A 12397-nucleotide genomic window follows, 5' to 3' on the forward strand; every position below is an offset into this window, starting at 1 on the left:
CGCCGAGTAGACGGGATGAATGCGGGATGAATGGCAAACCGGCGCCATTGCGTGCGATCACGATTGCGCGCGCGCCGGCCAACAGGTTTAGGAGAACGGTCGCCTGATGCAAAGTGCGCCTTGTGGCTTAACAGCCCAAAATGATGACAGGCGTTTTGCGGACCCTTCAGTGGGACGGGCAAACTTCCCCCCGAAATATGCCGTCGGCAGCGCCGACGGCCCGATCAAGCGATTGCCGGCACCCTCTTCAGGTGCTGACTTAATTTGGCGCGCTGTGCCTTGTGGCACCGCGCGCCTTGCCGTATTCATTAGCGTAAGCAAGCTCCATCAGCGTACGCCGATGAATAATCCGCTTCGCAGCGTGCGTCCTGAGAAGCCCACGCGGGAAGCGGGTTTTGACGAAGGGTGTTGTTTGAACTGACTCTCATCTTGAAACCTGAAGGAGAAAATGATGGCATTAGCCAAGAAATCCGTCGCAAAGAAAGCTGCAGCAAAACCGGCTGTCAAGAAAGTGGCCGCCAAGAAGGCAACGGTAGCGAAGAAGGCGCCGGCAGCTAAGAAAGTAGCAACCAAGAAAGTTGCCGCCAAGAAAGTCGCAGTGAAGAAGGTCGCGGCGAAGAAGGTTGCAGCCAAGAAGGCACCGGCGAAGAAAGTTGCTGCCAAGAAGGTTGCCGTGAAGAAGGTTGCAGCCAAGAAGGCCCCTGCGAAGAAGGCAGCGGCTAAGAAGGTTGCCGCCAAGAAGGCGCCTGCGAAGAAGGCTGCTGCTAAAAAGGCGCCTGCCAAGAAGGCTGCGGCCAAGAAGGCCCCTGCCAAAAAGGCTGCCGCGAAAAAGGCCGCTGCTAAAAAGGCGCCTGCTAAGAAGGCACCTGCCAAAAAGGCGGCCGCCAAGAAGGCTGCGCCCGCCAAGAAGGCTGCCCCTGCTGCGAAGAAGGCTGCTGTAGCTGCTCCGGCTGCGGCTCCTGCTCCTGCTGCAGCGCCTGCTCCGGTTGCTAAAAAGGCTCCGGCCAAGAAGGCTGCCGCTGCGAAGAAGACGGCTGCTGTAGCACCGGCAACGACGGCAACGACACCTGCAGCGCCGGCCCCGGCTGCAACGGTCAAGACGGCGTTGAATCCGGCCGCTGCATGGCCGTTCCCGACGGGCAGCCGTCCGTAAGCGCAGGTTGTAACGCAGTACTTCGACACACGCGATGTGTCTCGTGACCGTGTATTGCTACGCGGTCCAAACCCGCTCCCGGTGATTGCCGGCAGCGGGTTTTTTTATCGGATGTCACTGGTGGCAGAGTTAAGGAGCGCCTGTGAGCAGACGAAAAAAAGCGCATGTGCTCGAAGGCACATGCGCTTTTCTTCTGCCCCGGCAAGATCGATTCGATCAGGCCGACACGTTCTTCATCGTTAGTGCGTGACTCGCGTCACACCGCCGCTCGACAACAACCGAACGCGCTCGCCGGCCTGGAACACCTCGCCGGTTGCGGTTTGCGTAATGGCGCGCATGTCGCCGTTATCCAGGCGCACGGTGATCTCCAGTCCGTTTTGCGTTGCGACGCCGTTCTCGACAGCATTGCCCGCCACCGCACCCGCGATCCCGCCGATGATCCCTGTCACGATCGAGCCACGCCCGCCGCCGAGCGCGCTGCCTGCAACTGCTCCCAGTGCTCCGCCGCCAATAGCGCCAAGCCCGCTAGGCTGGCCGTTGTTCGTGCTGATCTTCACGCCGCGTACGCTGTCGACGGTCCCCATGCGGACCGTTTCTTCGCGCTGGGCCTGTGACGCGGTGTAGACATCGGGCGAACTGCTGTTATAGGCGCATCCCGTTACGATGACTGAGCTAAAAAGCGCTGCTGCCAGCGCCATGCGACTTGTTAACTTCATTTTTCACTCCACAAAATTACGGCAGGCTGTTGCTCGAAAAAGCCAACAGCCTGCCGCTACACGTCATTGCTCAAGCGTTTCCCAAAGCCGTTTCAATGACTCATTTCGACCTTCCTCGCTGCATCGCTCAAAATCCTTAGAGCGCCGAACCAAACGCCTGCTCGAAGCGCTCGCCGATCTCGGCGCGCGTGGGCGCATACGTCTGCGGTCCCTGATGTTCGATTTTCAGCGCACCCATCACGCTGGCGAGACGGCCTGTTTTTGCCCAGCCCAGCTTGTTCTCGATGCCATACAGCAAGCCACCGCGGAACGCGTCGCCGCAACCGGTCGGATCGACGACCTTCTGCGCCTTCACGGCCGGAATTTCTTCAATACCGTCAGCGTGCAAAATCTGTGCGCCATGTTCGCCGCGCGTAATCACGAGTGCTTCCACACGGCTCAGCATTTCGTCGATCGACCAGCCGGTCTTGTTACTCAACAATTTTGCCTCGTAATCGTTGACTGCCACATATGTAGCAAGTTCAATCATGCGACGAAGTTGCACACCTTCGAGAATCGGCAGGCCCTGACCCGGATCGAAGACGAACGGCACGCCCGCCCCCGCCAGTTCCTCGACGTGCTGACGCATGCCGTCGGCACCGTCCGGTGCCACGATACCCAGGGTGACGCCCTTGGTTTCGCCGGCGTGATTCAGGTGCGAATCCATCATTGCGCCGGGGTGGAACGCGGTGATCTGGTTGTTCCCGAGATCGGTGGTGATGAAGCATTGGGCCGAGTGCTGGTCGGGCAGCACGCGCACATACTCTGTCGACAAACCCAGCGCATCGAAACGATCGAGATAAAGCTGGGCGTCGGCCTGGCCGAGGGTCGCCATGATCTTCGCGTCGCCGCCAAGGAGGTTCAGCGCGTAGGCAATGTTGCCCGCGCAGCCGCCGAAGTTGCGCCGCATCGTGGGGACGAGGAAGCTGATGTTGAGCTGGTGCACCTGGTCCGGCAGGATGTGGTCGCCGAAGCGGCCCTGGAACGTCATGATGTTGTCGTAGGCGAGCGAGCCGCAGATGAGCGTAGACACTGGCGAAATCCCTGAAAGTGAATCGATGAAAGCAGTCGATAAAATTGCGCGCAGGTTCGAATTCCTGAGCACATGCATGCCCGCATGAAACGCTGCGCATTCGTCACGCGGCGGGTGTTCCACCTCGTCACGGATGCGCATGTCGCGTACGGTCTTGCGGGTCGAAGCCGCTACGGTTGACGGAGTAACCGTCCCGGCTTCAGGTATGCGTCCGGCGCGGCGAGCAGTGGATCGGGATGCGGGTCGCCGCCGGTCAGAGGCAGCAGGCCGCAACCGGCCCGCGCTCTTCGATGCGCTTACTTCAACGCGGCCAGCGCTGCGTCGTAGTTCGGCTCGTTCTTGATTTCCGGCACGAGTTCCGAGTACAGCACTTTGTCGTTTTCATCGATCACCACCACTGCGCGCGCGGTGAGGCCCGTCAGCGGCCCGCTCGTGATATCGACGCCATAGGCCTTCGCGAAGTCATGGCCGCGGAAGGTCGATGCCGTTACCACGTTCTCGATGCCTTCCGTCGTGCAGAAGCGCGTTGCCGCGAAGGGCAGGTCGCCCGACACAACCACGACCACCGTGTTGTCGAGTCCGGCTGCGGCAACGTTGAACTTGCGCGTGGAGGTGGCGCACGTCGGCGTGTCGAGGCTCGGCACGATGTTCAGAACCTTGCGCTTGCCGGCGAAGCTCGCCAGCGTCAGGTTGCCCAGGTCCTTGCCGACGAGGGTGAAATCGGCTGCTTTTGCACCGGCTGCCGGGAACGTGCCTGCCACGTCGATCGGGTTGCCGCCGAGGGTAACTTGGCTCATGTCTACTCCAGAAAGTGTCTGCTGTTCAGGGAATGCGCGCGTCGCCCGGCCGGGGACGGACAAGTGACACGCGCGGAAAACGACGACCGGCTAATTACATGAACGCGCGGAAAAGCGCGTAGAAAACGGTTAAGCGTAAAAACACAGAAGCACGCGCGTGTCAGGGATAAAAGATCTGCACGCGATAATTCGCCGCGACCGCGTCGCCGGTATCGAGCCGAACGATGACTGGCTGCGTACTGCGCGCGGGCAGGCCTGCACCGATCACCGTGCCTGGACGCGCGTAGTCTTGCGGCCACAGGACACGCCGGATCGCGACGTTATTCTTGTCGTCGAGGAGAGTGAGCTCCAGTGCCGGATACGCGATCGCCACGTCGAAGCGATTGCGCAGCGAGAGTTTCAGTTCAAGCTTATGCGAGCCGTCCACCTGGCGCAGACCGGAGTTCTCGATTTGCAAGCCGTCGATATCCCGCGGCGGCGCCACTACGCAGCCAAGCTGTTCGCAGGCTTGCGCGAAAAGCGGTTGCGAGGCGGGCCAGTAGACCATCACGGTCTCTCGTTCCCACCATGCGGCCTGCGCGACTAGCGTGACCAGCAGCACGAGCGCAATCAGCGAGCCGATGATTTTCCACACGATTCCCGACCGGACCGGTGCGCGCGTTTCACGCATGACGGGGAACGGCTCAGCAGCGGGTTCGGACGATGCGGCCGCATTGCCGAAATGCGGCTCGGCGGGGTCTGCTGCCCACGGTGCGGAGGGTTCGGAACGGGGGGCGGGGTCGGTGGGGCGGCGGGGCGCGGGCGTTTCCGGTTCCGGTTCCGGCCGCGGTGCGCTCCGGCCGACGAACGGCTCAGTGCGCGACTCGTTGAGCGCTTCGTTTTCAGTTCGGCCAATGAAGGGATCGGTACGGGACTCCTTCAGCAAATCGCCTTCCGTACGGCGCACGAACGGGTCGACGCGTTTGGGGGGATCGGCGGGTGCTTTCGCCTGCGCTTCTGCTTCAGCGCGATTGACCGCTTGCCACGGAGATCCGGCTCGTCCTTCGCCCGGAAAATCACTCTCTGCGCGCGTGCGCGACAGCGCTTCGGCAGCAGCGAGTCCCGCGAGCGGTTCCTCGCTGGCTGACGGAGTTTGAGCGGCTTCGGTTTGAGGCGCGAGGGCGGTATTGGAGACGAACGGGTGCAGCGGAATGCCCAGCGCGTCACGCTTGCCGCTCGCGACCTCGGCGCTTGACTTCTCCGCCCGGGGGCTCGCCGGGTCCGCGCCGTAGTTCGGTGCGGTTGCGGCCAGCGCGGTCATGACGATCTCGTCGCGGTCGAATTGATAATGCGCGGCGTCGAAGATTTCCTGGCAATGGCCGCAACGCACGCGGCCGTCATGCGGCGCGAGTAGATGCGGGTCCAGACGGAACACCGTTTCGCAGTGGGGACAGCGGGTTGCCAGCGCCATATGTAGCCGAAGGCCAGAGGCCGGTAGATGGACGATGGCGCTATTCTAAAGGCTTTCGCGGCGGGTACCCGCAAGACACACCCAGCCTTCGTGTTCACGCCATACGCTGATGTCGATCCAGCGTGCATAGACCGCCGCCACTTCGTCCGCCTGACGGGCCAGAATGCCCGATAACGCAATGCGTCCGCCCGGTTCTACACGTGCTGCAAGCATTGACGCCATCAGCTTCAGCGGGTTCGACAGAATGTTCGCGACCACGATGTCGAACTGCCCTTCGGGGAGATCCGCGGGCAGGCCGTAGGTGACTTCGGCGCGATTGCGCTCGCTATTTTGACGCGCGGATTCCACGGCTTGCGGGTCGATATCGATACCAACCACCGGGTTCGCACCACATTTCTTCGCCAGGATCGCGAGGATGCCGGAACCGCAACCGTAATCGAGCACGGATTGGTTTTGCCCGACCGATTGCTCGAGCCATTCCATGCACAACCGCGTGGTCGGATGGCTGCCGGTGCCGAATGCGAGGCCTGGATCGAGTTCGAGCACGAGCGCGTCGGGATCGGGCGCTGCGTGCCACGACGGCACGACCCAGATTCGCTTACCGATAGGAATGGGATCGAACTGGGATTGCGTGAGGCGCACCCAGTCCTGATCTTCCACGTCGCGCAGCGTGAACGCCGGCGTGCCCTTCAAGCCGATTTCATTTGCCGCCGCCGCGAGCAGCACGGCGGGATCGGCGTCATCCGCCAGAAGGGCGACCACGCGCGAGCGGTTCCACGCCGTCTGGTCCGGCGTGAGGCCGGGCTCGCCGAACAGCGGCTGCTCGTCGGGGGTATCGGCGTCGGCATCTTCCACCGATACCGACAGCGCGCCCAACTCGAGCAGCGCATCCGACAACGCTTCCGCGTGTTGCCGGTCCAGCTCGGCGATCAATTCCCGGTAGCTCATCTTGAAGCCTTGCTTGTTGCGTTAGTGCGTTATTGCGCCGCGTCTTCTGCCGCGACGGCAGCTGCCGCTTTGCGCGCAGCGAGCTTGTTTTCGAGATAGTGAATGCTCGTGCCGCCTTCGACGAACTTCGCATCGATCATCATCTCGCGATGCAGCGGGATGTTGGTCGAAATGCCTTCCACGACCATTTCCGACAACGCGATGCGCATGCGGTTGATCGCCTGCTCGCGGGTCGCGCCGTACGAGATCAGCTTGCCGATCATCGAGTCGTAGTTCGGCGGCACGAAATAGCCGTTGTACGCATGCGAATCCACACGAATTCCCGGGCCGCCCGGCGAATGCCATGACGTGAGACGTCCCGGCGACGGCGTGAACTTGAACGGATCTTCCGCGTTGATCCGGCATTCGATCGCGTGACCGCGAAACACAATGTCCTTTTGGCGGAACGCGAGTTTTTCGCCGGCCGCAATACGAATCTGTTCCTGGACGATATCGACGCCGGTAATCAGCTCCGTCACAGGATGCTCGACCTGAACGCGCGTGTTCATTTCGATGAAATAGAACTCGTTGTTCTCGTACAGGAATTCGAACGTCCCCGCGCCGAGATAACCCATCTTCTTGCAGGCGTCGGCGCAACGATCGCCGATCCGGTCGATCAACCGGCGCGCAATACCCGGCGCCGGCGCTTCTTCAATCACCTTCTGGTGACGGCGCTGCATGGAGCAATCGCGTTCACCGAGCCAGATCGCGTTACGGAATGAATCCGCCAGAATCTGGATTTCGATATGCCGCGGGTTCTCCAGGAATTTTTCCATGTAGACCTGCGGGTTGCCAAACGCGCGGCCGGCTTCTTCGCGGGTCATGTTCACCGCGTTCACCAGCGCCGCTTCGGTGTGCACCACGCGCATGCCGCGGCCACCGCCACCGCCTGCTGCCTTGATGATCACCGGGTAACCGATCGTGCGGGCAATCTTCACGATTTCCTTCGGATCGTCGGGCAATGCGCCTTCCGAACCCGGGACGCACGGCACGCCCGTCTTGATCATCGTTTGCTTGGCGGAGACTTTGTCGCCCATCAGGCGGATGGTTTCCGGGCGCGGTCCGATGAACGTGAAGCCGGATTGCTCGACGCGCTCCGCAAAATCTGCGTTCTCCGACAGGAAACCGTAGCCGGGGTGGATCGCTTCGGCGTCGGTGACTTCGGCCGCGCTGATCAGCGCCGGCATGTTGAGGTAGCTGAGGTTGGACGGAGCCGGTCCGATACACACGGCTTCATCGGCCAACTTCACGTACTTGGCTTCTTTATCGGCTTCCGAGTAGACGATAACCGTCTTGACGCCTAGTTCGCGGCACGCGCGCTGGATTCGAAGCGCGATTTCACCACGGTTCGCAATGAGGATTTTTTCAAACATAGCAAGGTTTCGACTCATCGATGGAACGCCGGGACGGTTGTCCGTGGCGTTCCTGGGAGATCGGCGGCGCGTCTCGCCGGTTAGTCTGGCTAATCAGGCGAGCGCCCGGGTGCTGCGGCCACCGACTGGGCGCATGGGAACTGAATACGCTTTCGTCCGGTGGCATCGCGGGAAATCAATCGCCGATCACGAACAGCGGCTGACCGTATTCGACGGCCTGGCCGTTCTCGACCAGGATTTCCTTCACGACGCCCGACTTGTCCGACTCGATTTCATTCAGCAGCTTCATGGCTTCGATGATGCATAGCGTCTGGCCTTCCTTGACCGTGTCACCGACCTGCACGAACGCATCGGCGCCCGGCGACGGCGCGCGGTAGAACGAGCCGACCATCGGCGACGTCACGATGTGGCCTTGCGGCACGACGGCAGCCGGCGTAGCCGGCGCACCGGCGGCCGCCGCGTTGCCTGTTTCGCCCGGCGGGCCGTATTGCGGCGCTTGCTGCATCGGGCCTTGCGGCATGTACTGCGGGGCTTGCATGTAGACCGGCGCGGCATTCTTGACGATGCGAACCTTACCTTCGCCTTCGGTGACTTCCAGCTCCGAGATGCCGGATTCCGAGACGAGGTCGATAAGAGTTTTAAGTTTACGAAGGTCCATCGAAAATTCCCCTTTCAATGCTTGGTGACCGGAAGCTTTTTCCGGTGCTTGACTTGGTAGTTGGGTGCCGCCGATGAGAGCGTTGTCCGATATTGCGGACGCGTGCTCCGCATCGCGTTGTGCGAGCAGTTCAATTGCCTTGAGCGGATCGCGACTCAAGCGCGTGGCTTTTCAGCAGGATGCATAGCAAGACGCTCGAGAGCGAAATCGAGCGCGTACAGATAGCCTTTCCAACCCAGGCCGCAAATCACGGCTTCGGCCACATCGGAGAAATAGGAGTGATGCCGGAAAGCTTCCCGCTTGTGCACGTTCGACAAATGAATCTCGATGAACGGCAGCGCTACGCCCGCGAGGGCGTCGCGGATCGCGACGCTCGTGTGTGTATACGCTGCGGGATTGATCAGCACGAAGTCCACCTGTTCGCTTCGCGCCTGCTGAATGCGGTCCACGATCGCGCCTTCATGATTGCTCTGGAACGAAGACAATTCCGCGCCGGCCGCCTGTGCCCTGTCTGCTAGCGCCTTATCGATCTCTGCAAGCGTTACCCGGCCGTACACATCCGGTTCGCGGGTGCCTAGCAGATTAAGATTTGGGCCGTGCAGCACCAGCAGTCGTGACATAGTGGCTTTGGTTTGTGCGGAGTTGGGCGCACTTTAGCGCCCTTTAGAGAATTTTGTCTAGTTTTACGACCTGCCGGAGGGCGGGTTCAGGCACTCGGGGAGGTCGTATACCCGCATTTTGCACGTATTGTCGTGCAAAGTTTCTTGAAATGACGGTATCTCCCGGCGAACGATATCGCTTTGCGCCGGAACAAACGGGCGTCTTATAGGGCGTCGAGCGTCGCTTTCAGCTCTTTTGGATCGATTTCGCCGAGTTTTGTCGAACGAATCACCCCTTTCGCGTCGATGACGACCGTGAAGGGGAGCGCCCCCGCGTTATTGCCGAAACTGCGCGCGAGGTCGGCGCCGCCAAAGCCCGCTACGTAGATGGGGTAATCGACGGGTACTTTTTGCAGGAACGCGTTTACGTTTTTCTCGGAATCGACGCCGAGACCAATGAACGTGATGCCCTTCTTCTCATATTCCCGGTGAAGCGCAGCCAGTGTCGGCATTTCCTTCACGCAGGGGCCGCACCACGACGCCCAGAAGTTCAGCACGATCGGCTTGCCCTTGAACGAGGCGAGCGCTTGCTGGGTTCCCGCAGCATTTTGCAGCTGAGTTTTCCAGAGATCATCGACGGCGTTGCCACTTGCTTTCGACGTGATTTCGGCTGCCTGGCTGGTTTGGCCGCCCGTCATCAGGCGGCTGGCGTAGAAACCGCCGCCGGTTGCCGCGATCGCGACTACAAGGGCAGCAACAATGCGCATGGAATTCATAGAGAGGTGGCCGGTGTGGGGGCGGGCGGCTCATCGAGCAAGGCGCGCACGGCGGAGGCGCTTGCGCGCGCAAGCTTGCCCCGGCCGTCCGCACGGACGGCGCCGCGCAGGTCATTGGTGTCGTAGAGCGCGATGTGAATGCCCATGGGTTCTTCGTCGCGCGAGGGGCGCATCAGGAAGCTCAGGGTTTCGACGTAACCGCGGCCGGCAAAATGGCGCGTCTCGGAGACGTCGTATTGAACATTCGCGTTCAGGAGATAGATAGCGACTTCCTTGGGGTTATCGCAGAAGCATTGCAGGTGGATATCCGAGTGCTCGCCTGCGGTGCCGTTCAGCACGGCGCCGGTCAGGTAAGGATTGAACGGCTGGAGTCGCTGCATCCATTCGAGTGCGACTTCGCGCATGCGGCGCAGGACAGCGGGCTGGCTTTCGCTCTGGAAGATCGCCTGGTATTCGCGGATTTCTTCCTCGATCTGGCCGTTATCCGGTAGCCATTCGCCGCCAATGCGCGTTTCGCCGACGACCTGCCGGGCGGCTTTGCGCTTGGCGGTGGAATAGTCGAGGCCGTCTTCGGCGATCAGCCGCGCCGCCGCGATGGCAATTTCCTCGCGCACGCGCTGCGGATCGAAATGTGATTTGCGAATCATGGAGGAATGATACCGGAGATAGGTTTTCGATCGCGGGCGTGCGGACGGAAGTCCGGGCCGCGGGGCAAAAATCCACGCCCATCCGTCGGTTACAATGTACCGCTCCGGGCGCCGGAATACCTCACTCATTCCCCCCGTGCTAACGGCCCTCACGCCACGAACACACGCTTTATGCACATTCACATCCTCGGTATCTGCGGCACATTCATGGGTGGCCTCGCGGTCCTCGCCCGCGAAGCGGGTCACCGCGTCACCGGCTGCGACGCCGGTGTCTATCCGCCAATGAGCACCCAGCTCGAAGCGCAGGGCATTGAGCTGATCGAGGGCTACGGCGTCGAGCAAATTGCGCTCGAACCAGATTTGTATGTAGTGGGCAATGTAGTGACGCGCGGCAATCCCCTGATGGAAGCCATTCTCGATCGCGGCCTGCCCTACACGTCCGGCCCGCAATGGCTGGGCGAACACGTGCTGAACGGAAAATGGGTGCTCGCGGTTGCCGGCACGCATGGCAAGACCACCACCAGCTCCATGCTGACCTGGCTGCTGGAAGATGCCGGCATGAATCCGGGATTCCTGATCGGCGGCGTGCCGCTGAATTTCGACATCTCGGCACGGCTGACCGATTCAAGCTTCTTCGTGATCGAAGCCGACGAATACGACACCGCTTTCTTCGATAAACGCTCCAAGTTCGTTCACTATCGCCCGCGCACGGCCGTGCTGAACAATCTTGAATTCGATCACGCGGATATCTTCCCGGATCTTGGCGCTATCGAGACCCAATTTCATCATCTGGTGCGTACTGTGCCGGGCGTCGGGCGGATCGTGACGAACGGCCGTGAGCCCGCGCTCGAACGCGTGCTGACACGCGGCTGCTGGTCGAGCGTCGAGCGCTTCGGCGTGCAGGGCGGCTGGGAAGCGCTGCCGGCGAGCGACGGTGTTGCCGTCGACGAGCAGTTCGCCGTGTACTGGGAAGGCGAGCGCCTGGGCGTGGTCGACTGGCAAGTGCAGGGCGAGCACAATCGAATGAATGCGCTGGCTGCGATCGCGGCGGCGCGTTCGGTGGGCGTTCCGCCCGCGCAGGCGACGCAATCGCTGAGCACATTCCGGAACGTGAAACGCCGGATGGAAGTGAAGGGCAGCGTGGCGGGCGTGACCGTCTACGACGACTTCGCGCATCACCCCACCGCGATCGAAACAACGGTAGCGGGCTTGCGGACGCGCATAGGCGCAAATAGCCGCATCCTGGCAGTCCTCGAACCGCGTTCAAACACAATGAAACTCGGCACCATGAAGGCGCAATTGCCGGCCAGTCTCGCCGACGCCGACCTGGTTTTCGGCTACGGCGCGCACGAAGGCCGCGACAAGCTCGGCTGGGATCTGCACGCGGCGTTGGCGCCGCTCGGCAACAAGGCCCAGGCGTTCAGCGACCTCTCGGCGCTCGTCAAGTCGGTCGCCGCCGCAGCCCGCCCGGGGGACCACGTGCTCGTGATGAGCAACGGCGGTTTCGGCGGCGTGCATCAGAAGCTGCTCGATGCGCTGTCGGCGCGGCCGGACACCAAGGAGCGGGCGTGATTCTTTATCTGCACGGCTTTCGGTCATCGCCGCAATCGTTCAAGGCTCGCGTGATGCGCGCGCGGTTGGAAGAGCAGGGACTGATCGACGAATGGCAGTGCCCGACGTTGCCGGTGTCGCCTAAAGAAGCCATTGCGCTTGCCGAAACGCTCGCGGCACAAGTCCATCACGACGAGATCACGGTGATCGGCAGTTCGCTCGGCGGGTTTTATGCAACGTGGCTTGCCGAAAAACACGGCTGGCGCGCGGTCCTGCTGAATCCGGCGGTCGTACCGCAAGAGGACCTGAGTTGTTATCTCGGCGAGCAGCCGCTGTGGCATGGCGGCGGCACTATTGTGGTCGAACCGCGTCATATCGACGAATTGCGTGCGCTTACCGTTCCATCGATCACCCGGCCTGAGCGCTACTATCTGATCGCGGCCACCGGAGACGAAGTGCTCGACTACCGCACCATGCTCGCGCATTACCCGGACGTGCGGACCACGCTGATCCAGGGCAGCGATCACGCGATCAGCGACTTTCCCAGTTACCTGGACCAGGTGCTCGCGTTCTGCGCGGCCCGGCCGCCTGCTGTCACGGCCTGACGACCCTGAGCGT

General features: G+C 61.7%; 14 protein-coding genes. 4 read left to right on the top strand and 10 right to left on the bottom strand.

Features of this window, described 5'->3' with window-relative positions:
- Positions 1–106: 106 nt before the first annotated feature.
- Both ABH944_RS26315 and ABH944_RS26320 read left to right on the top strand, forming a co-directional pair.
- Positions 107–421 (top strand): hypothetical protein, encoded by a 315-nt coding sequence (locus ABH944_RS26315; RefSeq protein WP_404610280.1) that lies wholly within the window; start codon positions 107–109, stop codon positions 419–421.
- A gap of 30 nt (positions 422–451) precedes the next feature.
- Complete coding sequence (locus tag ABH944_RS26320; RefSeq protein WP_062081552.1) at positions 452–1153, top strand: histone H1-like repetitive region-containing protein; 702 nt, start codon at positions 452–454, stop codon at positions 1151–1153.
- 239 nt (positions 1154–1392) lie between these two features.
- Here ABH944_RS26320 and ABH944_RS26325 read toward each other — a convergent pair whose 3' ends face one another.
- The 10 genes from ABH944_RS26325 to ABH944_RS26370 form a co-directional block, all read right to left on the bottom strand.
- Entirely contained in the window at positions 1393–1869 is a 477-nt protein-coding gene (locus tag ABH944_RS26325; RefSeq protein WP_062081554.1) for an outer membrane lipoprotein, read from the bottom strand.
- Positions 1870–2005: 136 nt separating this feature from the next.
- A complete protein-coding gene (locus ABH944_RS26330; RefSeq protein ID WP_404610279.1) occupies positions 2006–2941 on the bottom strand; it encodes a carbohydrate kinase family protein in 936 nt (311 codons plus the stop codon).
- A gap of 296 nt (positions 2942–3237) precedes the next feature.
- Complete coding sequence (tpx, locus tag ABH944_RS26335) at positions 3238–3738, bottom strand: thiol peroxidase (RefSeq protein ID WP_404610278.1); 501 nt, start codon at positions 3736–3738, stop codon at positions 3238–3240.
- A 160-nt stretch (positions 3739–3898) separates the two neighbouring features.
- Positions 3899–5188 carry a DUF3426 domain-containing protein gene (locus ABH944_RS26340; protein WP_404610277.1) on the bottom strand — a complete coding sequence of 430 codons (1290 nt, stop codon included), beginning with the start codon at positions 5186–5188 and terminating at the stop codon, positions 3899–3901.
- 45 nt (positions 5189–5233) lie between these two features.
- The gene (gene prmA, locus ABH944_RS26345) at positions 5234–6136 is read right to left on the bottom strand and encodes a 50S ribosomal protein L11 methyltransferase (protein WP_404610276.1); all 903 of its coding nucleotides are present in this window, start codon (positions 6134–6136) and stop codon (positions 5234–5236) included.
- Positions 6137–6165: 29 nt separating this feature from the next.
- Positions 6166–7548, bottom strand: a complete 1383-nt coding sequence (gene accC / locus ABH944_RS26350; protein ID WP_047845253.1) for an acetyl-CoA carboxylase biotin carboxylase subunit — start codon at positions 7546–7548, stop codon at positions 6166–6168.
- Between the two features lie 175 nt (positions 7549–7723).
- Positions 7724–8206 carry an acetyl-CoA carboxylase biotin carboxyl carrier protein gene (gene accB / locus ABH944_RS26355; protein WP_404610275.1) on the bottom strand — a complete coding sequence of 161 codons (483 nt, stop codon included), beginning with the start codon at positions 8204–8206 and terminating at the stop codon, positions 7724–7726.
- Positions 8207–8361: 155 nt separating this feature from the next.
- Complete coding sequence (gene aroQ, locus ABH944_RS26360) at positions 8362–8826, bottom strand: type II 3-dehydroquinate dehydratase (RefSeq protein WP_404610274.1); 465 nt, start codon at positions 8824–8826, stop codon at positions 8362–8364.
- Positions 8827–9029: 203 nt separating this feature from the next.
- Entirely contained in the window at positions 9030–9581 is a 552-nt protein-coding gene (locus tag ABH944_RS26365; RefSeq protein ID WP_404610273.1) for a TlpA family protein disulfide reductase, read from the bottom strand.
- Positions 9578–10228, bottom strand: a complete 651-nt coding sequence (locus tag ABH944_RS26370; protein ID WP_404610272.1) for a UDP-N-acetylmuramate--alanine ligase — start codon at positions 10226–10228, stop codon at positions 9578–9580. Before ABH944_RS26370 ends, ABH944_RS26365 begins: the two co-directional genes overlap by 4 nt.
- Positions 10229–10399: 171 nt before the next feature.
- Between ABH944_RS26370 and mpl the strand changes: the two genes are divergently transcribed.
- Positions 10400–11800 (top strand): UDP-N-acetylmuramate:L-alanyl-gamma-D-glutamyl-meso-diaminopimelate ligase, encoded by a 1401-nt coding sequence (mpl, locus tag ABH944_RS26375; protein ID WP_404610271.1) that lies wholly within the window; start codon positions 10400–10402, stop codon positions 11798–11800.
- A complete protein-coding gene (locus ABH944_RS26380; protein WP_404610270.1) occupies positions 11797–12384 on the top strand; it encodes a YqiA/YcfP family alpha/beta fold hydrolase in 588 nt (195 codons plus the stop codon). The genes mpl and ABH944_RS26380 overlap by 4 nt, the downstream gene beginning before the upstream one ends.
- Positions 12385–12397 lie beyond the last annotated feature (13 nt).

It is taken from the genome of Caballeronia udeis (genome assembly GCF_044909315.1).
Taxonomy (GTDB): Bacteria; Pseudomonadota; Gammaproteobacteria; order Burkholderiales; family Burkholderiaceae; genus Caballeronia; species Caballeronia udeis_A.